Below are 25,965 nucleotides of genomic sequence, written 5' to 3'. Positions count from 1 at the left end.
CCTGCAAGGGGAAGGAGCACTTAGGCTTATTATTTTGTTATTAAGCACAAGCTATTTGCTTCGAACTTTATTTTAAAAAGCTCTCCTCCTTGAAAGGGAGGAGTGGCATTCGCCCAAGCGAATGACGAGGTGGGTCAACTCACCATCTATTATTCTCTATTCTCCCTATTCTCCATAAAATGATCCTCAATATCCTTCAAAACACTCGGTAGTAAATTAAAAACCATCTTATTCTCAAACCGAATTACTGTCAACCCCTTAGATGCCAGAAACTGTGTTCGTTCCTCATCTTTTACTTGTGCCGTTGGATTCATATGAGTTTGCCCATCTAATTCTATCACCAACTTTTCCGAAGCACAATAAAAATCGACAATAAACTTCCCTACACCATGCTGTCGTCTAAACTTTCTCCCCGCTAATTTTCGTTCTTTCAAATGATTCCATAAAAACGCTTCCGCCGATGTTAAACCATTACGCAATGATTTACGAAAACCTTTTGTGTATTCGGGATCGTGGAGTTTTGGTTTTTTACTTTTCAAGATTGTGTTTTTGTATTTACTTTTATACTTTCTATTCTCACCCCTTCCGTCAATAGTTCCGCTCTCGCTTCACTATTGTCTCCTTCCCCTGCCAGGGGAAGGAGCACTTACTAAGTACTATTTTAATTTGCTTAAAATCTATTTGATTTTAAGAGCTCCCCTCCTTGAAAGGGAGGGGTGGCATTTGCCAAAGGCAAATGACGGGGCGGGTCTCACTAGTCACTCTGCAACTCACCCACTCCCTACTTCTCAATCTCAACCCACGCTCCTTTGTTACGCGCATAATAGGTATTGTCATACATCGCTTCTACCTGTGTGCCCGGCAAATAATACTTTCCTAAATAGGAAGCATTGAGACGTACGGTAAATGTTTTAGTACTTGCCTTACTTAAATCAAAGTAAAAATTGACACGATCATCACGTATATCGGTATATCTAGCAGCGCCTTCTGTACCACCGCTATCTTCGGTAAAACGGGTATTTACAATTTCCCATCCGCTTGGGAAGATTTGTGTAAGTGCTATATTGTCTACAAAGTCTCGACTATCATTACTCACACTAATTTTAGCAACAAATTCTTCTCCTTGTCTCAACTTAGCGATATCTATTGACTGACCATCTGTACCCACAAACCTTGTCGTTACTTTCAGCTTACTACTTCCTGACAACTCTTCGCCTAACGGTAATTTTCCGCTTTGAACTACACGAACAAACACTACATTTTCTTTAGCATTTTGAAGGGTGATGGTGTTACCGCCTTCTTTCGTCTCTAAATCTCTCAAAGCAATCGCTTGTTGCGTATCGATCGTCATTGACTTTCCATCTTTGGTATACTCCAATTTAATTGACTTCCCTCCATTTTTAATGACCATTTTCGCCATAGCCAGTAAGGCATAACTCGTTTCCTGAGTACTTAACCAACGTTCTGATGATAAGGTTTTGGCTAAAGAAATAGCAAGATCTTTTTGTTGATTATCATCCATAGCGACCATTGTTTCCAATGCCATCGCGCGATTACGAAATACAGAACCATAGGTATGATAATTGCTTCTGTCAGGTTGAAAATCAATATTTGCAGTGGCTGCCAATTCTTCAGCAGCTTTTGTTTGCCCCGCTAATGCATAGGCGGCAGCCAATCTCCATTTGCTGTCATTGCTCAGGTTTCTACTTTCGCGTAAGCGGTTCATCGCTGCAAGATCAGGTTGACCTGCCAGTGCTAGGGTGTATAAACGATATGCTTGTACAAGGGTGGTATTATACGCACGTTGACCAGATCGCCATTCACGAGCGGCTTTCTTCTGAAAACGCAACCAATTACTCATAAAGGTAAGGGGTAAGGCATAGCCTTTTTTCTGCGCTTCAATCATAAAATGCCCCGCATAATTAGTACCCCAAGCATCGGCGACGGTTTCTCCCTGCCAATAGCCTAATCCGCCATCTGCATTTTGAAAATCTCCGAGACGTTCTATGCCTCGTTTGATGTTTTCTTGCGCTTTTTTCTTTTGCTCAAAGGTCAAGTCAAACACATCATCCATAAATAATTGTGGAAAAGCACCCGATGTGGTTTGCTCTACACATCCGTGCGGATAGCGAATCAAGTACTGCATCCGTTTGGTAAAATCCATGGGAGGTAAGGTAGAAAACTCGATCGCCGATCCATTAGACCCTGCGACCCCAAAGGTTGAATAATCAATCGTTAAATTCCCCGATGCAGGCAACTCATAATCGGTTACTTTTTGAGTGATCGGATTCGGATTTTCAACATCTATTTCTACTTGATAGGTCGCGCGTTCTCCGTTTCCTTCGGCAATGATTTCGATGGTTTGAATCTCATTCACGGCTGTCACATCAAATTCAAAAGGAACGATTTGCTCGCCTACAGATGAGAAATTAATCGTCTTGGTCGTGCCTTCTGTAGCTTTAAATGCTGCTGATGTTTTGACAGTTATTTTAGCTTGTTTAATCTTAGACTCCATCGCAAAAACGGTCACAGGCAAGGTTACGTGTTCGCCCGGAGATAGCTTTCGCGGAAGCGAACCCAACACCATTAACGGTTTACGCACAGGGACGGTTTTATCTGCAGCGCCATAAGCAGATGTTGTAGGATTGCCTGCCACGACCATCGTCCGTACAGAACCAACATAGTTAGGCATCTGTAGGGTGTGGGTTTTGGTTTCATTTTCGCTTAAAGCGAAAGGACCTATATACGTCACCACGGGTTTAAAACGCTCAGCTTTTCTGTTTTTTGCCGCTGCTGCGGCATCGCCCCCACCAATCGCATAGATGTTTCCTACACTGCCTGAATAGGCGCCAATCACATCATCAAACATATCAAAGGTCATAACACCCAATGCTTCTCTGCTATAAAAATGATCGTGAATAGCAGGAGTTTTATAGCGTGTCAAGTCGAGTAATCCGTCGTCTACTACCGCAATGGTATACGTCATGGCTTTTGCATTGGCTTCACTAACTTTGATGGTATAGGATTCTTCAGGTTTGAGGACATCAGGCATCGTGATTTTAGGGGTTAGTATCGTATTTGGGTCTTCAACCAGCAACGGAATGACTCCATACAACCGAATAGGTAAATCATTTTTGGTTTGCTCATGGGCTTGCAATAAGGAGATATTGACATATACATTGGGCGCCATATCTGAGGTCACCGGAATCTTGAATTGTGTTTCGCCATTTTGGGCATCTACCCACCAGCTATCTAATACTTGAGTCCCATTTTCTAAGCTGATCAGTGCACGCGAACTATCGCCTGACGGAAACGTAATAGTCGCCGCTTCCCCGACTTGATATTTTTCTTTGTCTGAAGAGAATACCAGCATTTTAGCACTTTCGGAATCACTTTGCAAACCACTCCAATTGCGATAAAAATAGGCTACACGTCCCGTGGCATGTCCGCTTTCAGGATCAATCACTCTGATTAAATAGCGTCCACTTTCTTTCTCTGGAATATTCACCGTAAAACTGGTTTTTCCATTACTGCCTGTAGTGACTTTAAAATCTTTTACGGGGGTATGTACAGTTCCAACTTCATAATTGGAATAATTATCCCGCCCGCGACTCCACCACCAGCGCCATCTCATTTTAAATACTTTAACCTCCAAAGTTCTATTACCTGTGGCTTTTCCTTTGGTGTCCGTGGTGACGACATCAAATTCGGTGTTGTCATCTGTAAAATAGCTTCCATAGGCACGTCCTTTGGGCGATTGTAGTCCTACAAAATGATCAAAAGGGGCAATGTCTTTGGTCACGACATCTAATGAGAAGTCGCCACCACCTTCATATGCTTTGGTTACAAAAGTCCCTTTCAGCATCCCTGGAGCACGCTCACTGAGGGCTAATTTTTGACTAATATTTGTACTACCTTCTTCATTTAATTGACCGTCAAGTACCGTCATTTCTACGTCGTTAAAACTACGAACTGGGTCAAAGAAGTTATAGTTAGGAAAGCTTTTAAAACCACTTGAAGAACTTCGGATCGTTACATCTGATTTAATCTTGAGATTACGCGCAGGTGCGCCGTGCAACCACGTTACTTTTGCAGTGCCTTCCAATGTACCACTCGCATCTATGATATCATCTGCAAAGTCTAAGTTGACTTTTAACCGGTTAGGTTTTATGGTTTCTACTTTTAAGGTTTTAGAAAAACTGGCACCGCCAACACTCACCATGGCATTCCAATTTCCAGTAGGATCTGTAGGTGCTGTGGTAATAGGAAAATAATACACATTATTAAGTGCTTTTCCTGATGTAGACACCATGTTTCCAGTGAGCACCTTACGATACGTAAGTTTTCCTCTGGCATCACTTACTTCTAGCTTTACAGGGTGATCTTTTGGCAATGGATTATTGGCATCATTCAATACAAACGAAAGGTGAATGCTATCACCCGGGCGATGCACGCCTCGCTCAGTGTAGAGATATCCTTTCAATCCTTTTTGAAGTCGTTTTCCAGAAATGTCAAACTTACTCATCGAAAGGGCATTTCCATCTTCTATTTTTAAATAGGCATAATTGGCACCTTTTTGAGCGACAGCAAATACCGCATATCCTTTGGGAGTGATGGTCGCAAGTCCTGCGGCATCTGTAGTCACAGTTCCTATAGGCTGTTTTTGATAATTGTATAAAGTGATTTTAGTATTGGCTTCTGGGGTGGTGGTTACAATATCTGTCGCGGCAAAATGATAGCCATTGTCTTTTCCTTTTTTGACAATCAAGGCAAGATCCGAGCCTAAAATATTGCTCTGGATAAACCGATCTTCTTGGTAATAGGCAGGATGGCAGGGGTTTTCCTCTTGTCGCCAATTATAGACTTGATTTCGCCAGCGATAGATTCTATTATCCCAATATTGCTCCTCTCGTTCGTCTTCATTAGTGCTTTCTACCTCGGTAAAACCCTCATCATAATAATCGTCTTCATAGTAATCATCATAGGTGTCTTCTTCTATTTCAGTTCCATCATCTACACACTCATAGGCGACATAGCTTTGCTTGTAACTGATCTCTACCCGATACAATGCTCCTGGATCTGCCTGAAAGATTTTTGAAAGATCAATGCCATGCACACGCCACTGACTATCCCCGACATCATTTGATTCAAAACTAGCATCTTTTAGTGTGATGGTTTTCTTTGTGACGCGTCTTCCCACTTGCTTTAAGCCATAGCTATTATTACTACTTAGATTATTTTCTTGTAAATATTCAAGTACGTTGTTTTCATATATTTTAATAATTCGAACATCCACATGACTCAAATTAACCGCTTCAAAATAGAAAGGATTACTTCCTGCCTGAGGTAAAATTACGCCATTTGTAATCGTACGCAATGCTGGTTTTAATTGCTCAAAAGAAACCGTTTCTGTAAAAGGCATTTTCAGTTTAAACCCATCGGTACTTTTGATTCCCTGAAAAACCTCTACAAGGGATTTCCCTACAATTTTATTTTCTGGATATACATGTAACACATTCCCATTCACTTCAAAACGTAGTGTTCCCGCGCGTTGAATTGTCACCAAGCCTTTAAAATTTTGTTTTTCTTCTAGTGGGTCAGAAAAATTGATCGCCAACGAAGCATTAGCACCCAGCGTCTGATTAATTTTTACAATTTTAAAATTATTCCGCCCAGGAATCAGCACCTCATTCTCCCCTTTGGTTTCCTCGGCATCAATGGCGTCGCCATCCCAACTGACTTGAATTTTTGAGTCTTCCGTTTCTCTTCGGATACTATCAATTTTAAACACATGATAGCGAGCGGTGGTTTGGTCACTCAGCCAGATAATGGATAACGGTTTTCCGTTTTGTGTCGCTTGTATGAGTTGTTTTGCTTTCGCGAAAGCGATCACATCGGCACCCTCAACTTGACCCTCTAGATATTGATATTCCCGATCATACGATTGTAAGGCACGGAGATCTACTTTAAAATCGGGCGTGATGGTTTTGAAACTAAATGCAAACGTGCGCATCTCTTTAGGCAGGTCATCATAGAGTTTATCCAGAAGCACCTCCACTGAATATTCAGTATCTGCCTCAAGAAGTGCATCAGGGACAAATTTTAAGGTACGCTGTCCAGAAATCGTCAATGTTCCCGATGTTTTTGGCGTAATTTTCAAAATCTCTGAAGGAATTTCTTGATCTACTTCATACTGCGTCAACGCCTTTGCTACTTGCACAGTAATAGGATTTGCAATAGACTGCCTGCCGCTTGTAGCGTAGGAAATATACTCCTTGAATTTAAACAGGTTGTCCGTGGGTTGGTCAGCGCCTTTTTTATCACAAGTGATGAATAACAGCGGAAGGAGAATGGCAAGAAGAAAATGAATTTTACGCATAATGATGGTGTTAGGTAGCCTCTCTATCTCTTGCTCAAAAAGAGCAGAAACAGATAAAAAGGAATTCAAAATATGCTACTAAAGATAACAGATTTTAAATAGATGAATATGAAATTACTTTGATGCTTTTACAGGCTAAGATTGGTTCAATCAGCCTGTAAAAAAGGTATAGAAAATCGAGTGGTTATAGGGCTAACGCATTTGTTAAAATGTGTAGTATATGAATGTTAACATTTGGCACGGATTTAACAGTTTAGCCTCACTTAAGCTCTCTCTGTCATTTATGATAAGTGAGGTTAAGAGGAGTATCAATTTGTCAAACTGAGCCTGTCGAAGTTTTTATCTTTTTACTGAAAATATCCTTCGACAAGCTCAGGATGACAATATCGCACCCTTAAGTTAAGCGTACTATTTAGAAAAATGATATTCGCGTTCTACTTTACAGATCCGGACGCTATAAGATTCGTACCAGGTAGTTTTTCCTGTGGTTTGTGCGGCTTGGTGATCAGTTTCTGCTTTCCAATGGGCAATATCTTCTAGGGTTTTCCAATAAGATATGGTAATCCCTATTTCGTTCCGAGCATGATCTATACCTAAGAAACCTGGCATTTGGCTCGCTAGTTCTTCTAAATGTTGTGCTGCCATTGCATAACCACGCGTCACACTGGTCTGCGTACTTGTGAAAATAACAGCATAATAGGGAACTTCGTGGTCAAGAAATGTAAGCGGAGTGTTGCCTGATGCCATACCTGATGATTAGGACTTAAAAATACTCCTTTTTAAAAATGTACGCACAAAAAATAGGTGTTACTTTTTAATAAATCGTTGTGTAGTCATTACTCCGTTTTGACTTTCTAAACGCACAAAATAAACACCAGATGCCCAGTTTTGAATCTGTATAGGGGTTACTTCAAATGACTTTTCTGAGGTTTGCACGAGTTGTTTTCCTTGTACATCAAATATCGTAATTGTGTAGGCTTCTGAAATTTTATGGGTGTCTATAAAAAGCTGATCTTGTGCGGGATTTGGATAGATAGAAAAAGAGGGCTTATTAAAACCATTTAAAGACAATATTGGATTTCCATAAATAGCAACATACCCATTTGAGGAAGTTATTATCAAGGCTGGATTATTTCCGAGAAATTCAAGAGAATACTCAAATGGATCTGAAAGAGACGTTTCATAAAACGCAAAATAGATATTTTGAAAATTTTGATTTTCTGATGTATCACAATTGGCAAGAGTCGTCACATAATCATCTCCAATCATAAAGGAAGGAAATGACCCGTCTGCTTCTTGAAAAGTCACACTCGCCGAGAAAGCATCACATACAGAACCTATGATCATATCGGGATTTCCATTATTAGCTTCTTCAAAAATGAGATCAACAGAATCAACCTCCTCATTAGAAGGGGGAAAAAATTCCTCCCCATCTATCGTTATAGACTCTAATTCCCAAACTCCTTCAAAAAGAATTGGATCTTGAGCAAAGCTATTTTGAGAAACAACAAAGCACAATAGCACCAAAAAGAATCTATATATTGTCATGATGTAGTATTTATAACTTCAATATACTGTATATTATACGCATTTCCAATAGACTCATTAATTGCTTACTTTTAATAACGCCATAACATGAATCTCTCTCCTTTTTAAGAACTTTACACAAAATAGTATTCTTATGAACCGTACGATCCTCTCTTTTTTAGTTAGTGTTTTTATTTCTGTGTCTACTTTCGCGCAAGCGGACCTATTACAATCAGGGCCCATGGTAGGGTATTCTGATTTTCGGGAAGTACTCATTTGGGTACAAACCAAAGCTCCAGCCGATGTAAAAATCGGGTATTTCGCTCAAGGCGAAAAGGAACGATTTACACCCACCGTTGCGACCACAACCGGTGAAGATCATATTGCAAAACTATTCCCGAGTGACGTAGCATATGGAACTACTTATACCTACAAATTATATATCAATGATCAATACGTAGCACGCCCATATCCACTAGAATTCCAAACACAAACCTTGTGGCAATACCGCACTGATCCACCTCCGTTTAGCTTTGCTATTGGCTCTTGCTTTTACCGCAATGACCCAACAGATGACCGCCCCGGAACACCCTATGGAGATGTCTATGGAATCTTTGAGCGTATTGCTGAAAAAGATCCTGATTTTATGGTTTGGCTAGGGGATAATATTTACCTACGCACACCTGATTTCCAATCCGAACGCGGTATTCGCTATCGCAACCGAGAAGCACGCGCAACCACAGAACTACAGCCCTTATTAGGAAGTGTACATCACTATGCCATTTGGGACGATCATGATTTTGGTCCGAATGATTCCGATCGTAGTTATGTACATAAAAATATCGCTGAAAAAGCCTTTAATGATTATTGGGGAAACCCCAGTACCAATGCGACTGGAAAAGGAGGTATTACTGGGCAATTTGCGTGGAATGACATTGAATTTTTCTTAATGGATGATCGCTATCACCGCGCTCCCAACCGAAGTCTTGATGCAAACAAAGACTACTTGGGAGAAGCACAACTCAACTGGCTCATTGATGCCTTAACGGCCAGCAAAGCGTCTTTTAAAATTGTATGTATTGGAGGCCAAACCATTAGTGATGCCGCAGTCTATGAAAACATGGCCACCTACCCAGAAGCACGTCAACGTTTACTAGATCGAATCGCCGCCGAAAAAATAGAAGGTGTGGTCTTTATGAGTGGGGATCGGCATCATACAGAAATCTCCCGTCTAGAACGTACAAATGCCTATCCGCTGATTGATATTACGTGTTCGCCGCTTACATCTGGCACACACAAAGCCCGAGATGAAGGGAACACGCTACAAGTAAAAGACAAAACCTATTATGAACGCAACTTTGGTGTTGTCAACGTCTCTGGAACGTATGGAAAACGTACGCTGCTACTCACTATTTATGATGAAAAAGGAGCAAAAGTATGGGATTATAGGATCTCACAACAGGAGTTGAAGTATCAGAAGTAAAGCCGGGGCTTCGGTACAATTTTCGCTTCCGCGAAAATCACTCAGCCGCCTTTGATTCGTTTTCTGAGTCGGCATTTCGGTACATTTTGCTTTCAGCAAAACACTCAATGTCCTTGCATTTAGTTTGAATAAAAAAATCAAAGGACATTGAGTGATTTCAGAGTTCTTTTTCAGAACTCTGAAATAGTACCGAAATGACCGGCGTTTTACTCCACCACCTCAAAAGCTTGAATCGCGGCGTTAGGCTCCATAATGGTGTAGCCCTTCCAAAATGTGGGGTCGTATTTTGATAAATACGTCGCCTTTACATTTTCATTTTCAGGAGCCACCTCATACGCATCACTCGAAATATCTTCTGAATTAAAAATAACCATCTCGTATTTTGACAATGACGTTCCTTGCATATCGATGTTTAACGAAAGCTCATTTTGCTTACGACGGCCTTTGACAAACTTGTTTTTTTCAATCACTTTTAATGGACGATCCACGCCAAAATAGTTTCCATTCTCCAACTCTAAATACCGCGGACTATAACTACCGCTGGCGTTTTTAGTAAATAACATTTTCCCTCTGTACACATTTTCACCGTACTTGATGCCTAATAATCCAAAGGTAAATAGTGGACGCACATTGTCAAATTCTAAGCGTACGATCGCAAAATCTTCGATGTTGACATAAGCGGTTCCTTTAAAATCTTTTTTGCCTTTCGGCGAAAAGTCAATTATATACACTGGCTCTTCATCTATAAACGTATAATCTCTGATGTCAAACTCATACCGATTGGATTTGGTGAGGATATCAATCTTAGAATCTTCATTAAAAAAGAGTTGAGTGTATAGTTCTGAAATTCGGTTTTTAATCTGCTCTTGGAAATAGTTTTTATCGCTTGCATTTTCTACCTCTACTTTTACCTTATTAGCATCTTCATTGGCCGCTGTGATAGAGTCTAATTGCACTTTGGTTCCAAAAAGCCCTGACTTAATTTTTAGGTACGAGTTAGGTTTTACATTTTCTTTAAAAATGGTTTCCAGACGCTCACTGAGTCCGTCGACAGAGACATCTTTGGACTTATCATACAACTCCGCTGCTTTATCTACATATAATTTATGGGTGTTGTAATTCCCATAAAAATCACCTACGGCTTCGCGATAATAGGAAGATTCACGTGGAACAAGGGTGGCAATACTATCAATCAATTCTTTGTCTAGCTCTTCTATCGTTGATTTTTTAAAAGCAAAGTCGACTTTTTTCATGGCGTTAAAATCCGACTGTCTAAAGAAAATTTTCTTTCTAGATAATTCTTGAACATTGTAGTTTTTATCCATATTCTCTTTGACTTTCTCTATCACCTCTTTGGCTGAAAGCGGATTACTAGAAAGAAAAACCCCTTTTAATTCGAATGATTTTGGCGAAAGCCTTACGATACTATCTGTAAACGACGCTATCCAGACACCTTTACGTTCATACCCCATGGATGAAATATACACGGAGTCTTGTATTTTTTTAAGTTGGTCAGGATTGATAGTAAAAACCCCATCTTCATTTGAAATTACGCCTTGATTTTCTGAAAGTTCAATGGTCGCAAACGGAATAGGTTCTTGTGTTTTATCATCAATAAGTCTGGCTGATACGGTTTGTGCTGTCATTCCTGATACGAGTAATCCAGAAAGGAGCATTAAAATGTACTTTATAAGTGTGGTCATGTGTGATTGTTTAGTAGTATAGACGCGTCATCTTTATAAAAGGTTGCCTCGCATCTTTTTTAATGACGATTTTGGAGAGGGAATGTTACTTACGTTGGGGGTTCGGTACAATTTCCGCTTGCGCGAAAACCACTCAGCCGCCTTTGATTTCGTTTTTGTTATACGCTTTCGCGAAAGCAAAAGATCACTCAGTCGCATTACATTGTGACAAGAAAAGGACATTGAGTGATTTTAGCGTTCTGAAAAGAACGTTAAAATTGTACCGAAATGCCGATTCGATTATACGATATCACTCTTGATTATTTTGCGCTTTTATTTTTTCTTTGAGGATTTTCATATGAGCCTCGCGAGCGTCTTTCTTTTCACGTTCTTTCTTCTTCTTTTGTGCCATGAGCTTAGAATGCTTGGCTTTATTTTTTGTGTTTTTGGGACTTCCTGCTTTTGCCATATTTAAATATAGTGAAAATTAATTCGGGGCTTCGGTACAATTTTCGCTTACGCGAAAATCACTCAGCCGCCTTACCTTATCTAAACATAGGACATTGAGTGATTTTAGAGTTCTGAAAAAGAGCTCTAAAATAGTATCGAAATGCCGGTATCATGAGTTCGATTTACCGTTTCACTCTCCCTCTGGTTGTGAATCTCGCAAGTTCGATTTCGCGCCTGCCTACTCGGCAGACAAGAAAGCGGTTTGCATCTCTTTAAAAGCTTGTACAGGATTTTCTGCATTCCAAACACCGCCTAACGCGCCAACACCCTGAAAACCTAATTTGATTGCCTCTGGCGTAGTCTCTACACTAATCCCGCCCATACCCGCAATGAATTTTGGAATGTGACGTACATCAAACCCTCTGCCTTGCATATCACTTTTGGAAATCGCCGCAAACACCGGACTTAATAAGTGATAAGCAAAATCAACGGATTGTGCCGCGAGGTCTTCGGGTTCGTGATACGAACTACTGACGGCAAACTCTTTATCTGTAAACGACTTCACATAAGCTCCTAACTCGTCTCCTTGGGCTCGCCATTTTCGTTCTTCCAGATGAATCCCTTTTATGGGGAACTCGGCTGTGAGTTCGTGATGGAAATTATGCGTCATGATATATTGATAATACTGCGGATCGACCTGATCCAAATACGCACAGTGCGCCTCTAATGTTGCCTCTGGCTTTCTAAAATGAAAGTGCTCCAAGCCCGCTTCAAAGAGTTTATGTAAGGTTTGAATTTCTGTAGCGCTGGTCTGTTCTGGTGATATGAGTAGGATCATGGTTTTTCTTTTCATTCCCGCACTTCGACTATGCTCAGCATAAACTCCGGCAGGAATCTCATCATAACGTAAAAGTACGGTTTAATTTGTGTAAGCAGCAGTGAGTTTAATTTATAACTTAATAAGATTCTTTCTTTTCTGATACAAAGGGTACACTTTACTTTTCGGCCTTCGAAAGGTTGTCGTAAAATGTGAAGCGAGTATTCCGTAGAATTTCATACTGTCTGAGCGTAGCGAGTTTAGGAAATTCAGTAATTGAGCAATACATTTAGACAAGGTTTCGCCAGCCTAGCCTTTTTTGGTTCTTTTTTTGGCAATGAAAAAAAGAACAGAAATATTGTCATTACGTAAATAGCATGAGATTCCCTCCCCTGCCTACCGATAGGCGTACAGTAAAATAACATGAGATTCCCGCCGGAGTTTATGCTGAGCATAGTCGAAGTGCGGGAATGAAAGTATTACTAACTAGAAGCTATCACCTGCTTCAACTGTTCTTTCTGCACCACACCCGACTGTCGCCAAACTTGTTTTCCGTTTTTGAATAAAATCATGGTAGGAACACCACGCACTTGGTATTTGGTAGCCAGCGGTTGATTTTTATCTACGTCTATTTTGACGATTTTAACCGCATCGCCTAGTTCTTCTTTGACTTGTTCTAGGATAGGCCCTAACATTTTACACGGCCCGCACCAAGTTGCAAAAAAGTCGACTAAAACAGGCGTTTCTGAATGGATGATGTCTGAGAAGGAAGATTTCATTTTGGTTGTTTATTATAAAGTTACAAAAAAAGAGGCTATTGACTGAATCAAACGCGGGGCTTGGGTTCAATTTTTAGGATTGCTTTCTGCAATTATAAAAATCACTCAGCCGCTTTACATTGGTTTTCAAAATCGGGACTTCGATACAATCTCGATTTCATCGAGATCACTCAGCTTCCTTACTTTTTCTTTCATATCAAATCATAGGACATTGAGTGATTTTAAAATCCTGAGAAGGATTTTAAAATAGTATCGAAATGACCGTAATTCTAAAATAATAGTATATTCAACATCGAAAATTAGAATCTCTATGTCTAAAGACACATCCTGGAAACAACTCATTTTAGACCTCGTCAAGGCGATCTCTGAAAGCTTAACTGGCACTTCACGAAAAAGAACTTGGCACCAACATGTGGTGCCGTATGAAGACGGTTGGGCAGTACGTCGTGAAGGAAATAAACGGATTACTTCCAAACACCACAAACAAAGTACGGCGATTTCCAAAGCTAAAACCATCGCCAAAAAACGCAAATCTGATGTGATTATTCACCGAGCGAGTGGTGGGATTCGAGAGCGGATTGGGTATGGGGATTGAGGGTGGTATTATTTTTACCTGATTTTTTAGTGTGTTTCTGATTTGTTATTTATTAGTTATTACCTGTATCGTTTTGTATGGTTTCCATAATTTATCTGAAACTATGAACCCCCAACTCAAAAATTCAAAAATAGAGTAACACTCTAAATTAGAGTACTGCTCTATTTTTAATGGAAGATCAGAAATATGGCGCCTGGCATTTCGGTATAATTTTGTCTATGACAAAATCACTCAATGTCGTATGATGCTAACAATAAAAGCGGCCGCTCTTTATAAATCACTCAATGTCCTTTCTGTGTTACAATGTAAGGTGGCTAAGTGATCTCGATGCCATCGAGATTGTACCAAAGTCCCGAGTTAAAAAACTAAAATATGTCTACGAAAAAGTATCCAATACACTCAATATCATAGTATCGTCATCCATTTTGAGAGTTTTACTATGAAGTGAATCATTTTTTAGATAAAAAAAAAGGACAATAATGTGCTAAAAAACCATGTTTATTTCCTGGTAAATAGCCATTTTAACATCAATTTTACGGTATCCCCACATATTCTATATAATAATGAGTACCATGGTATCTAGTTAGAGATAAAATAGTTATATTTCCACTCCCAAATTAGCCTGATGCTTAAGACTGTCAAAATCTTGCTCTTTTTTTTCTCTTTGTGCTATTGTTCTTTGGCAGCACAAGACTTACAGCAATATGAGACCTCAAGAAACATTCCCTATACCTATACAAATGCTCAAATAGACTCTATTACTAATATTTTGCGGCATTATTTTTACGAAGCGAGCTATGATAAAGTGATTGAGGAAACACCAACGCTTATCGATAATGCTCGGGATATTAATTATAAGATGGGGGAAAGACGTTTGATCTCTATCCTTGGAAATGCCTTTATTCAATTAGACGACATAGATAAAGCGAGTGAGTTTTTTAATAAAGCACTTTTGAGAGCTCAAAAAGAAAAAGATACCGTTTCTTTAGGAACCCTTTTTATCAATCTTGGGAATACCTACATCAAAAAAGACCCTCAACGAGCTATCTCCTATTTTGAAAATGCTTATGAAGCAGGAAAACAGCTAGAAAGTGACCGTATTATATTTATTGCACTCAACAACCTTTCAGAATTATATGTAGGGACTAAAGATTTACAAAAAGCACAGTATTATGTAGATAAAGCTCTGCCTTTGTTACTCAATAGTAAAACGATTGATGAAGCACTGAGAGACGAATATATTGCAACTGTATATCACGTACAAGGAGCTATCTTTTTATTACAAGAAAAGAATGACCAAGCCATTGAGTATATCTTAAAATCTATGAAGGTTGGGAAAGGTAAATACCAAGAAGAAACACTACTCAATAATTTTACGAATTTAATAGATGCCTATGAAAACACGGGGCAATATGAAAAATTAAATGTCATTCGAAAGCGCTATGACTCCTTACGAGATAAACGTTACGAAGCCGATAAGATCTTACAACAACAAATTGCTCGCTCTAAGTTCAATTTAGATCAATACGAACAAGATCTAAAAGCGTCTGAACTCGAAAGACAACTCGCAGAACAAAAAGCATCAAAGAGCAAATTGCTCTCCATTTTCTCCTTGACCTTAGGAGGCATTTTATTATTAATTCTTGCACTCTTACTCTACGTGAGACGTAAGCGTTTTAAACTGCTTAAAGATTTAAAAGCAAAAAACGCACAGTACCTAGAAGCGAAAGAAAAATCAGAACGACTCACGCAAGCCAAGACACAGCTATTTTCAACCATTAGTCACGAGTTACGTACACCATTATACGGTATTATCGGGCTCTCTTCTATATTACTCAAAGACCCTAAATTTCAAAATAACCTAGAAGATCTTACATCTCTTAAGTTTTCAGCTGACTATTTATTAGCCCTTGTCAATGATATATTAAACTTAAATAAACTAGATTCTCAATCTGGACAGCATATTCAAAACAGCAATTTTAAATTAGAGTCCCTAATTCATAACATCACCCAATCGTTTGAGTTTATTAATCAACAAAACAACAATTCGGTGTATATTGATATAGATCCTACCATACCTAAAATTCTTTTGGGAGATCAGACAAAAGTCTCGCAGGTACTCATGAACTTGGTGAGTAATGCCAGTAAGTTTACACAAGATGGACGCATTGACATTATTGTAAAAAAACACTACATCGACGATAAAAAAGTCTCTTTATCCTTCTCTATAATGGATACCGGGATTGGAATTCCAGAAGAACAAAAGGAGAAAATCTTTGAAGAATTTACCCAAGGTGCCAACTACAGCGAGTATGAAGGCACAGGACTCGGACTTCCTATTGTCAATAAAATTTTAGCCATTTTAGGGAGTAAACTCATGTTTGAAAGTACCTATGGCAAAGGAACTACCTTCTCTTGTATTTTGACTTTTTCTAGAGGTGCTGCTGATATGCCAGAAGATACTAACAGAGAAGATGTTTGTGTCAAAAAATTACAAGATAAAAAAATCTTGATTGTTGACGATAATAAAATCAATCAACTAGTCACTCAAAAAGTACTGGAACAACACGGGATGTTACACGGTGTTGCCAATAATGGGTTAGATGCGTTAGAAAAAGTAAAAGAGCACGCTTTTGATGCTATTTTGATGGATGTAAATATGCCCGTTATGAATGGGCTTGACTCCAGTAAAGCCATGCGAGATTTTGGCTTAAACACCCCTATTATTGCTTTAACGGCAGTCAATGCTGTAAATCCAGAGAAAGATTTTGGCACGTATGGGATTGATGATGCCATTGTAAAACCATACCGAACAGAACAGTTACTAGAACTTCTTGTGAAGTATATTTACTAGAAGGAAGGGATTTCTTTTTACGCTCCTGCCTGCCGGCGAGGCAGGTTCGCGAAAGCGTACACATCTACACCATACGTCTACCGAATTCTGAAAATAAGATTTTTTAATACCCGTTTTTTTCGATCTCTTTTACGAGATCAAGCAAGACAAATACATCTACCAATTTTTGAGATCCTGTGGTTTTTATAAAAAACTGATGAGGTAAAATCTCTACTTCCACACCTCGAACTTTAGCTACCAGATGCATTATATTTTCTACAGCTCTCGTTGTTTTTGAGTTTTGAATAGGAAAACATTCATAATCTGCTACTTGAATAGCATCATCTGGTCTGATTTTGTCTAAAATTCGATCTGAAATCGTTTTTTCTTTGAAAATATAATGCCCAGAACTGTACTGAATAGGAATGGATAGGGCTAGCTCATAGGCGTTGTGAATCGTAAGAATTATGGCAATCATCTTTGCGTTCTCAAAAAAATAGCGATACCCCCAATTCTCATCCAATTGATCTAATAGTTGAAGGCGCTCAAAAACTTTAAATTGCTCTTCAGATAACGGACTTTTTACTTTTACAAAACCTTCTTTTATGAGCTCCTTTCGTATAGATTCTGCGACGAGGTCTTCTTCAAAAAATTGTTCCCTTTTTTCCGTTTCACTCATTTTTTTGGAAGCGTCCTCTAAGTCCCAAATACCTGACTCTGCTTCTTCTAAGGTAATGTATGTATCAGTTTCTGGGTCGTATATTCTAGGATCTTCTAATCGCTTTTTTAGCAATGCTTCGCTTTCTTTTTCTTCCTTATATATCGGTCGGTCTGCTAGCGATATGATAAAAAATAAAACCCCTATAAAACCTGCTATAATTAATAACCCTCCTAAAACTCCCATTTATAAAAACTAATGCCCACTCGCTTCTCCAGCTCCACTTGGAATTCTAATGGTTTCTACGATTTCTTGTACCTCAGCTGGTGGCGGTGGTGTGAAACGATTTACAATAAGAGCTACTATAAAATTAACCGCCATGGCAACGCTTCCAAATCCTTCAGGAGAAATCCCGAACCACCAATCACTTTGGAGAGCTGCAACAGCTTCTTTACCACCATCAAAAACCCCAAATTTGAACTTCAATATATAAAAGATCATCAATAGGGTACCTACAATCATTCCACCAACTGCGCCTTCTTTATTCATTCTTTTGTAAAAAATTCCTAAGACAATCGCGGGGAAGAAAGAAGCAGCAGCAAGCCCAAACGCCAGAGCTACGACTGCAGCGACAAATCCTGGCGGATCAATCCCAAAATAACCTGCAATCACTACGGCGACAGTGGCTGCTATTCGAGCAATCCATAATTCTTGTTTGTCTGTAATATCTGGTTTAAAGGTTTTTTTAACAAGATCATGAGATACCGATGAAGAGATCACTAGTAATAAGCCCGCCGCGGTCGATAATGCGGCTGCAAGTCCGCCAGCGGCGACCAAAGCAATGACCCAGGCAGGAAGGTTCGCAATTTCAGGATTTGCCAGCACCATAATATCACGATCTACGGTAAGTTCATTGGCTGGGTGTCCGTTTTCCGCTTTCGCGAAAGCGGTATACTGCACCTTCCCATCCCCATTTTTATCTTCAAAAGTAATTAAGCCTGTCGTTTCCCATTTGGTGAACCACTCAGGCATTTCTGAATACGGCTGATTGCTCACGGTAGTAATCATATTGGTCCTCGCAAACACTGCTACTGCAGGAGCTGTGGTGTACAAAATAGCAATCAACAACAAAGCTATTCCCGCCGATTTCCGAGCGTCTCTTACGCGTTTTACCGTAAAAAATCGAACGATCACATGCGGTAATCCTGCCGTTCCTACCATCAATGCCAGCGTAATCATAAACACGTCTATCTTTGACTTAGAACCGCTGGTGTACTCAGCAAAACCAAGATCTTGTGAGAGACCGTTGAGTTTATCCAAAAGGTAGGTACCGTCTTCTACGCTACTTCCCATCCCTAGCTGCGGAATCGGATTTCCTGTCATCTGAATGGATATAAAAATAGCGGGCACCATAAAGGCAAAAATGAGTACGCAATATTGCGCGACTTGGGTATAAGTAATGCCTTTCATACCGCCTAATACGGCATAAAACAACACGATAATCATCCCTATAATGACCCCTGTATTGATATCGACTTCCAGAAAGCGTGAGAATACGAGTCCCACCCCTCGCATCTGTCCAGCAACATAGGTAAATGACACCAACAAAGCACAGCAAACAGCCACAACTCTTGCCGTTTTTGAATAATACCGATCGCCTATAAAGTCAGGTACCGTAAATTTACCGAACTTCCTGAGATAGGGCGCTAATAACAACGCGAGAAGCACATAGCCTCCTGTCCATCCCATGAGGTAGACAGAGCCATCATACCCTCCAAAAGAGATAATTCCTGCCATCGAAATAAAAGAAGCGGCACTCATCCAATCGGCAGCGGTGGCCATGCCATTTGCCCATGGAGAAACGCCTCCGCCAGCGACATAAAATTCTTTAGTAGATCCAGCACGCGACCAAATGGCAATCCCAATATAGAGGGCAAAGGTGATGCCCACGAGTAAATATGTCCAAGTTTGTACAGTCATAAAAAAGGGATTTGGAATTGGAGATTTGGAATTAGCATGCTGAGATTCCCCTTTTGAGGGTTAGGGGGCTTCATCATATCCATGTTTTTTATCTAGCCGATTCATCAACCATACGTACACAAAAATGAGAATCACAAATACATAAATAGACCCTTGTTGTGCAAACCAAAATCCAAGCGGAAACCCTCCAAGTTTTATAGTATCTAGGGTATCTTTAAAAAGGATTCCAGCGCCATAAGAAACGGCAAACCAAATCAACAACAGAATCAACAAATACTGTAAATTTTTCTTCCAATAGGATTGTGGAGTGTTTTGTGATGGTTTCATACAATACATAGAATGTTAGACTCCGTAAATTAGTAAATTAAATTGGAATCGAGGTATATTAACATTTCTACTCGAAAAAATACGCTTATGATTTATTTAATGCACCATCGTTTCAAAACTTCCGGGTAAGGCAACTTCGAGAAATTCTAGATCTTCAGAAATGTGTGTGAATTGATACTTCATATCCGGCGGAATAACAAATGCATCGCCTTCGGCAAGGTGTTGTATGTTTTGACCTTCGGCGGCGAGTCGCATAGCCCCTGAGAGTACAAAATTAAATAGGATATCTGTTGTATGACTTACAACAGGGCTTTCTTGCAGTGCCTGAACAGGCTGGATCACATGAACGGCAGCATCGCCTTGGGTGGCTTCTTTAATTCCGCTTTCGCGAAAGCGGAAACCTGCGATACGCCAATCTTCCCACACGGCATCTTTGACTTGGTGATGACAGAAACGCTGCCCTTGAAAAAGTCGGTCGGGGCGGTAGGTGGTTGTCGGAAGTTCTAGGTCGTGATCTATGGTGGTCATATGCTCGGCGGGTACACCAATTTCTATCACTTCTAAATGATCTGAAGCTTCGAGTACGCGATGGCGGATTTCGGGAGGCTGGGTCACACAATCGCCTGCGCGTAAAATAAAAGGCGGACCTTGGTCTTCATAGACTAGTTTTACCCACCCACGTTTGCAAAAAATGAGTTGAAACCCAATAGTATGGTAATGCACCATATCGGGCACAGGGCCTCCTTCGGGAATGCTGATGTGTGAGGCAATGATGCTCCCACCCAATCTATCTGGAATCAGATCACGATAGAGCATGCCCGCACGACCAATTACCCACGAGGATGCTTCGGATAATTTACGGACCTCAAAGTGATGTTGAGTGCTTGGAGTGACCAGTGTTTGGGTTCTGGGTAGTACATGAAACACGGTTCCATTGGGAGCTATGAGTTCTTTTTTTCCGTTTGCGATGGTTTCTGGCGTATCGGTAATGATATTGATAACTGCTGGTGGACTTGTCACCCGTTTATCTAAAACGAGGTGCAGATCAAATCCTGAGAGCATGGCCACCGCAGGGTCATCTGCTGGAAAAATTTTATCCAATCGAAACCCTATTTGGATGAAAAAATCCATATCAGCCGTCAGGTCTTCTGAGGGTAAACGCAGCTGTGCGTAGGATGGAGTAGGATGGTATGTGCTCATTGCAAATAAACAATATGTTGATAATACTTCCTCACAAAATACAAATTAGAAATGTAAGTGCTTATGTAAGAATGAGGCTGCTACAACCCATAATCCAAAGGAAGGGCGTCTCCAAGGCGTTGCTGCCCCATTAACCCGCTAAAGATAAGGGCATCTGGAGGGTTAAAATTCCCAAAACCATCTATGGTAAAGTAGGAATATTTGGGACGGACATCGGATCGTTTTTTCTTGTTGTATAAAACAGCAACAGGGTCTGTTAATTGTACTTTTTTGATGCCGAGTGTATCGCTGACAATAAAATGCGTTTTGGGATAAACCGGTAGTCCTTTTTTATAAATCGCAAAATCTTCTTCATCCCAGGTTTCGGTGGCTACCGTTCGCATAAAATGTAAGGAAGAGCCTTCATAGACTTCTTTTCTTCGCTTCTTATATTTTCTAACGTCTTTTTTCTCATCAATAAAGAAACTGGTGCCTGCGTAATAGGATTGTATGACATGATAGGGCTTAATGGATTTTGCGACATACGAAATCTTGCAGTCATACAATCGGAAACGTATCTCATAGCCTAAATACGGGTTTTTAACACGCAAAATCTCATCAGAGGTTACGATTAATTGCTTTTTGCGAGCGTTGTAGGATAACCTGAGGGCGTCTTCATTGAGAATTTCGCAAGATTCTCCCGCTTTGGTGGCACCTAAAAACTGGGTTCGAAATGCGGCTAACAATTCTTTTCTGGTAAACAAAGGAGTGGCGGTTACGACCACCTCATCGAGGGATTCTTCCTTTGGGATCAGGTACACCGTCAGAGGGGTATTTCCCGAAAGGGATAACACCGCATCTGTATATCCAAGATAGGTCACCACGAGTTGAGAGGTACTGGTTATTTCTGAGTAGAGGTTAAATTTTCCTTGCTCATTGGTGATACCTCCTATGGTAGTACCTTCAAAATATACGGAAGCTCCAAGTAAGGGTTCTTTGGTCACACCATCATATACAGTACCCCTCACTGTTTGAGCAAACATACTGCCCCCGAAGAGAAACCAAAGTATGTACATGTATATTTTCATATGCACCGAACTCCTATTTATCTTTTGTTTTTATTTCTATGACTCCGTTTTCTCCCTCTTTTCCATATTTCAAAGTGGCAGCTTTCCCTTTAATTACATTTACGCTTTCTATATTATTTGGATCTAGGGCTTTGAGTTTTCCTTCTCCCTTACTTCCTTTATATTTTTCTTCTCCATTTTTATTAAAAATAATAAATAAAGGGCTTTTACCGTCTTTTGTAGCACTACCACGAATGACAATACGAGGATTTTCACTAATAGGTGTGGTTATATTGAGTGCAGATAAATCAGTATCATCTCTAAGTTCTTTGAGTCTATTTTGTTGTTTTTCTGTAAGTTCGTTTTTGATTTTGACCAACATTTTGAGGCGTTGTTTTTTTAGTTTTTGTTCCAATATGGAAATCTCTTCCATTTTTAAGAGAGCTTCTTTTTCGTCTACTTTACTTTCTGATATCAATTTATTGAGGCCTACTTGTAGTGCGTCTAAATCCCATTTGGTCGTATTAAAGTCGGTAATATTATCATTATAAATCTTTTTGATAATCCGCACCTGATCGTCTGTGAGTTCTAAATCAGATCTATATTTTAATACGGTTTCTGCTGAAAATAATTCACTTTGGAAGGTGTCTTGTGCTGCAGCATTTGTATACACTGCAAGGCATAGTAAAAGGGTTATTATTTTTTTCATCGTTTGTATATTTAATCGTTAAAATCATTTATTAATGCGTCTGTTTCAGATTGCCATGAGAAGACCGACATGGTATCTGTGAGTAAGCTTTCTGTGGGAGTTTCTGCGTTGGTTTCTTCGCTTTCTATCGTAATTACTAAAGTCTCTTCTGGTGTACTGGTTTTTTGAGTTGTTGTCCAAATTCCAAATCCGATGATTAATGATGCTGCAATACCAATAGGGATGATATATCGCATTGGTGATGACTTCTTTTGAGGGAGCATCGCGTCAAACTCAGGGATAGCTAGTTGCTTTTCTTTTTTACGCATTTCTGCGAAAAAGGATTTGATATTGTGATCGTCTTCTGGGTTCATAATGCTTGTTTTACTAGTAGGTTTCGCATACTTTGTTTGCCTCGTTCATAATGAGTACGAATGGTTCCAATGTGTAAGCCTGTGATAGTGGCTATTTCGGCTAGGGTCATCTCGTGATAAAAAGCAAGTAACAGTACTTGGTGTTGTCGCTCTGGTAATTTTTTTAAAATCTCTTTATAGTCGATCGTTGTTACTTCATAGGGAGGATCTTCTACTCCAATTTTTACATGTTCTAAGGACTCAAAGCTTTTTTTCTTTTTTAAATAGTCGATGGCTGTAAATCGAATGACTGAAAATAACCAGGTTTTAAAAGTTGCTTTTTCTTTATAGATGGCTTTTTTTTCTAGAATCTTTATATAGGCTTGTTGTAATACTTCTTTTCCTTCTTCTTGATCATACTGACAGCAATGTGTTGCCCACAAAAAGGCATCGGCGTGGTGGGTTTGTAATACATCTGTGAGCTGCCTTTTATCCATTGTTGCTTATTAGTCTATAAAATAGTCTTGGTATATGACATGAAATGTAGTTTTTTTTGAATTAATGAGTATATGGGGCATTTATATACAACAGGGGACAAGAATTACATCTTAATTCTACTTTTAAAATCCGACAAATAAATAATTTCTGTAAGCAAAAAAAATAGGTTTTGCGTCTTCTTAATTCTCAATCTTATCAAAACGTTATCAAAAATACACGCGATCAAGTGTAAAATCAATTGATGAGGCTGTTTTCACCTCTTAGAACACCTTTTTTTTGTGTAAAAAATATTTATTATAAAATACTATATATCAATTTATTAAGTGTGTTTTTTAACAAAAATATAGGAAAATTATTTGTTTGTGATGTTGAGAACTTTGTGGATAACCATCGTGTTAAAACGTGTCGACACCCTCAATTTTTGCAAAACGAACATCTGTAAGTTTACTTGTCTACACGAAGAAGGAAAGTACACACAAACTCAATAGAAAACTTTCGGAGCGTTTTAAAGTGAGCTTATTACGATTAGAGTATGGTAGTAATTAAGGTTTTATTGCTAAAAACAAATGTAATCTAAGGACAAGGACTAATTTTTGATTTATATCAAAATCATTTAAATAATTATTGTTCCGTCCATGTATTTTATACAATTTTTAAGAGATATTTTCAAGTAACAATTCTTGATTCGAATAGTCTTATACAATTAAAGTGATCATTTAAAAGACTAAACTTATACTAAAAAATGAAAAATATAATTGAGAAATTCAGAGAAAAAGAAAGTTTATCTCTTGAGAATGAAGCTTTATTTCTATGTTCTTTAAAAAGAATTGAATGCGAAGCAAAAACAATACTCCAAGAAGCGGGTAAAATAGCTGATAAAATATATTTTCTAGAAAGGGGGCTTGCTAGAACCTATAATTACAAAGATGGTAGAGATATTACATATTGGATATCTACAGGAAATGATTTTATAGGTGCTGTTGCTAGTTATTATATGCGTGAACCAAGCTATAAATATGTTGAAACCCTTGAAGATTCAGTTTTATGGGAATTTAACTATCATTTATTAGAACCTATATTTAATAAAAATAAAGAACTTGGTAATTTAGCTAGATTTTTTACGAATTTTGGGATGTCGTTAATTATAAAACGATTTGATGGTCTTCATGTTTATACAGCTAAAGAGCGTTATGACCTTCTTATAAAAGAAAATCCCGAAATTTTACAAAGAGTTCCTCTTGGCATTATTGCTTCTTTTTTAGGGGTGACTCAAGAAACCTTGAGTAGAATAAGAGCCCAAAAATAGTTTTTTTAGATTCATAATCTTAATCTATAATCGAATTAAATAAAACACAATTCTGTTTTACTCACTTAATAAGATTATTTGACAAATGTCAAATTTTTACTGTAATCATATTTTCATATTTGTGATATCTCAATCAATATTACACGAATATGAGCAAAATAGTGCTACTTTCTTTATGCTATCTTCTTGGTATCTCAACAGTAAAATCTCAAAATTCATTAAACCCATCAAATCTTAAAATAGAGAAAACATTTGAGTTACCTGAAAAGTACGTGATGGACTTTTTTTTTATGGCTGATACGCTAAAAGTGCCAATAGGGAAAATTTATACAACTATAGTGGAAATAGATGAAAAAATAAGCACTACAACTAAGGTGAAGATGAATAAATTAGATGTCCAGTGGGTTGATAGTACGGTTGTAAATTCATCAAACTTTAAACCCATTTACCATTCATCTGTTAATCAACAACGGGAAATGGTTCTGATATTTGGAAAGAAGATAACTGGATTTTATAAAGACAAAGCAACAGATTCAAATACTCCTATTTTAGAAGAACATAGCTTGTCTTTTTTTGATAGTAATTTCTATCCCCATTTAATAAAATTACTTCCACTTCAGAATGGCTTTACAACTACAATTTCCATTTTTGATTACAATCCCAAATCAAAAGTTGGTGTTATGAATGCAACCATTAAAAACACTAAGCTAATTGTAATGGATTTTAAAGGAGAACAAAGAAAAGTCTGGAAAGTTAATACCACTAATGACATTTCCGATAATAAGTCCGTAACGACTTTTTATATCGATAAACTCACCAAAAAAACACTTAAGCAGATTACTGAAACTGAGCAAGGGCAACTAGTTATGGAACGAGAAAGGCTAGATTAATTGTCCTAATACCTTAAATAATTATGAATACATCAATAAACACCTTAAGTTTTAAAAGAACCTTTCATGCCCCAATGGACTTAGTATGGAAAGTGTACACAGAGCCAGAGTATATTTTAAGATGGTGGAGTCGTCAAGGCATGGAGACCGCAATTGTGCATTACAATTTTAAAGCTGGTGGTGCCTGGCACTACCTAATGAAAATACAAAACGGAATGGAATTTATAGCAGAAGGAAAGTTCAAAGAAATTATTCTTATGAAAAAGATACTTGCAGAAGCAAATTTCAAACCAAAAACAGAAGGTGTTGAATTAGAAGTCTTATTTGAATCTGAAGGTGATGCAACTCAATTCACACTTAACGTGATTCATCCTAATGAGGCGTATAAAATCCAACAAGAGAAAATGGGTGTTGCCAATGGATGGGAATCTGCTTTAGACAGATTATCTAAATTATTATGGAACATTTCTTAAT

The 25,965-nt window shown here is 38.7% G+C and carries 22 protein-coding genes; 6 read left to right on the top strand and 16 right to left on the bottom strand.

Translation table 11 applies throughout. The features are described from left to right. Window positions 1-149: 149 nt before the first annotated feature. The 4 genes from ACFO3O_RS15665 to ACFO3O_RS15650 form a co-directional block, all read right to left on the bottom strand. Window positions 150-539: an endonuclease domain-containing protein gene (locus ACFO3O_RS15665; protein ID WP_379980485.1), complete on the bottom strand. Its 390-nt coding sequence runs from the start codon at window positions 537-539 to the stop codon at window positions 150-152. A 242-nt stretch (window positions 540-781) separates the two neighbouring features. After that, window positions 782-6,379 (bottom strand): alpha-2-macroglobulin family protein, encoded by a 5,598-nt coding sequence (locus ACFO3O_RS15660; RefSeq protein WP_379980483.1) that lies wholly within the window; start codon window positions 6,377-6,379, stop codon window positions 782-784. A 408-nt stretch (window positions 6,380-6,787) separates the two neighbouring features. Further along, window positions 6,788-7,126: an antibiotic biosynthesis monooxygenase family protein gene (locus ACFO3O_RS15655; RefSeq protein ID WP_379980481.1), complete on the bottom strand. Its 339-nt coding sequence runs from the start codon at window positions 7,124-7,126 to the stop codon at window positions 6,788-6,790. A gap of 60 nt (window positions 7,127-7,186) precedes the next feature. Next, window positions 7,187-7,927 (bottom strand): T9SS type A sorting domain-containing protein, encoded by a 741-nt coding sequence (locus ACFO3O_RS15650; protein WP_379980479.1) that lies wholly within the window; start codon window positions 7,925-7,927, stop codon window positions 7,187-7,189. A gap of 133 nt (window positions 7,928-8,060) precedes the next feature. Between ACFO3O_RS15650 and ACFO3O_RS15645 the strand changes: the two genes are divergently transcribed. Continuing rightward, window positions 8,061-9,389, top strand: coding sequence for an alkaline phosphatase D family protein (locus ACFO3O_RS15645; RefSeq protein ID WP_379980477.1), 1,329 nt, complete (start codon window positions 8,061-8,063; stop codon window positions 9,387-9,389). Window positions 9,390-9,595: 206 nt separating this feature from the next. On the opposite strand, the gene ACFO3O_RS15640 is transcribed toward ACFO3O_RS15645, so the two are convergent. From ACFO3O_RS15640 to trxA, 4 genes are all read right to left on the bottom strand, one after another. Continuing rightward, the gene (locus ACFO3O_RS15640; protein WP_379980475.1) at window positions 9,596-11,092 is read right to left on the bottom strand and encodes a peptidase associated/transthyretin-like domain-containing protein; all 1,497 of its coding nucleotides are present in this window, start codon (window positions 11,090-11,092) and stop codon (window positions 9,596-9,598) included. Window positions 11,093-11,381: 289 nt separating this feature from the next. Then, window positions 11,382-11,540 (bottom strand): hypothetical protein, encoded by a 159-nt coding sequence (locus ACFO3O_RS15635; RefSeq protein WP_379980473.1) that lies wholly within the window; start codon window positions 11,538-11,540, stop codon window positions 11,382-11,384. A 219-nt stretch (window positions 11,541-11,759) separates the two neighbouring features. Continuing rightward, window positions 11,760-12,359 (bottom strand): thiamine phosphate synthase, encoded by a 600-nt coding sequence (locus ACFO3O_RS15630; protein WP_379980471.1) that lies wholly within the window; start codon window positions 12,357-12,359, stop codon window positions 11,760-11,762. A 461-nt stretch (window positions 12,360-12,820) separates the two neighbouring features. Beyond that, the gene (trxA, locus tag ACFO3O_RS15625) at window positions 12,821-13,117 is read right to left on the bottom strand and encodes a thioredoxin (protein ID WP_379980469.1); all 297 of its coding nucleotides are present in this window, start codon (window positions 13,115-13,117) and stop codon (window positions 12,821-12,823) included. A 310-nt stretch (window positions 13,118-13,427) separates the two neighbouring features. Here trxA and ACFO3O_RS15620 point away from each other — a divergent pair, with 310 nt between their 5' ends. Both ACFO3O_RS15620 and ACFO3O_RS15615 read left to right on the top strand, forming a co-directional pair. Next, window positions 13,428-13,712 (top strand): DUF2188 domain-containing protein, encoded by a 285-nt coding sequence (locus ACFO3O_RS15620; RefSeq protein WP_379980467.1) that lies wholly within the window; start codon window positions 13,428-13,430, stop codon window positions 13,710-13,712. A gap of 679 nt (window positions 13,713-14,391) precedes the next feature. Next, complete coding sequence (locus ACFO3O_RS15615) at window positions 14,392-16,566, top strand: ATP-binding protein (protein ID WP_379980465.1); 2,175 nt, start codon at window positions 14,392-14,394, stop codon at window positions 16,564-16,566. A gap of 103 nt (window positions 16,567-16,669) precedes the next feature. Here ACFO3O_RS15615 and ACFO3O_RS15610 read toward each other — a convergent pair whose 3' ends face one another. The 8 genes from ACFO3O_RS15610 to ACFO3O_RS15575 all read right to left on the bottom strand — a co-directional run bounded on the left by ACFO3O_RS15610 (window position 16,670) and on the right by ACFO3O_RS15575 (window position 23,294). After that, window positions 16,670-17,449 carry a hypothetical protein gene (locus ACFO3O_RS15610; protein WP_379980463.1) on the bottom strand — a complete coding sequence of 260 codons (780 nt, stop codon included), beginning with the start codon at window positions 17,447-17,449 and terminating at the stop codon, window positions 16,670-16,672. Window positions 17,450-17,458: 9 nt separating this feature from the next. Further along, complete coding sequence (locus ACFO3O_RS15605; protein WP_379980461.1) at window positions 17,459-19,183, bottom strand: sodium:solute symporter family protein; 1,725 nt, start codon at window positions 19,181-19,183, stop codon at window positions 17,459-17,461. Window positions 19,184-19,243: 60 nt separating this feature from the next. Beyond that, entirely contained in the window at window positions 19,244-19,510 is a 267-nt protein-coding gene (locus tag ACFO3O_RS15600) for a DUF4212 domain-containing protein (protein ID WP_379980459.1), read from the bottom strand. 96 nt (window positions 19,511-19,606) lie between these two features. Further along, on the bottom strand, window positions 19,607-20,710 hold the full coding sequence (locus ACFO3O_RS15595) for a hypothetical protein (protein ID WP_379980457.1): 1,104 nt from the start codon (window positions 20,708-20,710) through the stop codon (window positions 19,607-19,609). Window positions 20,711-20,790: 80 nt separating this feature from the next. After that, window positions 20,791-21,777, bottom strand: a complete 987-nt coding sequence (locus tag ACFO3O_RS15590) for a carboxypeptidase-like regulatory domain-containing protein (protein ID WP_379980455.1) — start codon at window positions 21,775-21,777, stop codon at window positions 20,791-20,793. A gap of 13 nt (window positions 21,778-21,790) precedes the next feature. Beyond that, window positions 21,791-22,465: a Spy/CpxP family protein refolding chaperone gene (locus ACFO3O_RS15585; protein WP_379980453.1), complete on the bottom strand. Its 675-nt coding sequence runs from the start codon at window positions 22,463-22,465 to the stop codon at window positions 21,791-21,793. 11 nt (window positions 22,466-22,476) lie between these two features. Then, window positions 22,477-22,818 (bottom strand): hypothetical protein, encoded by a 342-nt coding sequence (locus ACFO3O_RS15580; RefSeq protein ID WP_379980451.1) that lies wholly within the window; start codon window positions 22,816-22,818, stop codon window positions 22,477-22,479. Further along, the gene (locus ACFO3O_RS15575; protein ID WP_379980450.1) at window positions 22,815-23,294 is read right to left on the bottom strand and encodes an RNA polymerase sigma factor; all 480 of its coding nucleotides are present in this window, start codon (window positions 23,292-23,294) and stop codon (window positions 22,815-22,817) included. Before ACFO3O_RS15575 ends, ACFO3O_RS15580 begins: the two co-directional genes overlap by 4 nt. A gap of 743 nt (window positions 23,295-24,037) precedes the next feature. Here ACFO3O_RS15575 and ACFO3O_RS15570 point away from each other — a divergent pair. The 3 genes from ACFO3O_RS15570 (at window position 24,038) to ACFO3O_RS15560 (ending at window position 25,964) form a co-directional block, all read left to right on the top strand. Then, the gene (locus ACFO3O_RS15570) at window positions 24,038-24,601 is read left to right on the top strand and encodes a Crp/Fnr family transcriptional regulator (RefSeq protein WP_379980448.1); all 564 of its coding nucleotides are present in this window, start codon (window positions 24,038-24,040) and stop codon (window positions 24,599-24,601) included. 149 nt (window positions 24,602-24,750) lie between these two features. Then, entirely contained in the window at window positions 24,751-25,491 is a 741-nt protein-coding gene (locus ACFO3O_RS15565) for a DUF3108 domain-containing protein (protein WP_379980446.1), read from the top strand. Between the two features lie 23 nt (window positions 25,492-25,514). Next, on the top strand, window positions 25,515-25,964 hold the full coding sequence (locus tag ACFO3O_RS15560; protein WP_379980444.1) for an SRPBCC family protein: 450 nt from the start codon (window positions 25,515-25,517) through the stop codon (window positions 25,962-25,964). The last annotated feature ends 1 nt before the right edge of the window (window position 25,965 follow it).

Origin of the sequence: Dokdonia ponticola (genome assembly GCF_042653865.1) — a bacterium.
Classification (GTDB): domain Bacteria; phylum Bacteroidota; class Bacteroidia; order Flavobacteriales; family Flavobacteriaceae; genus Dokdonia; species Dokdonia ponticola.
This window is presented reverse-complemented; position numbering and strand designations above follow the sequence as displayed.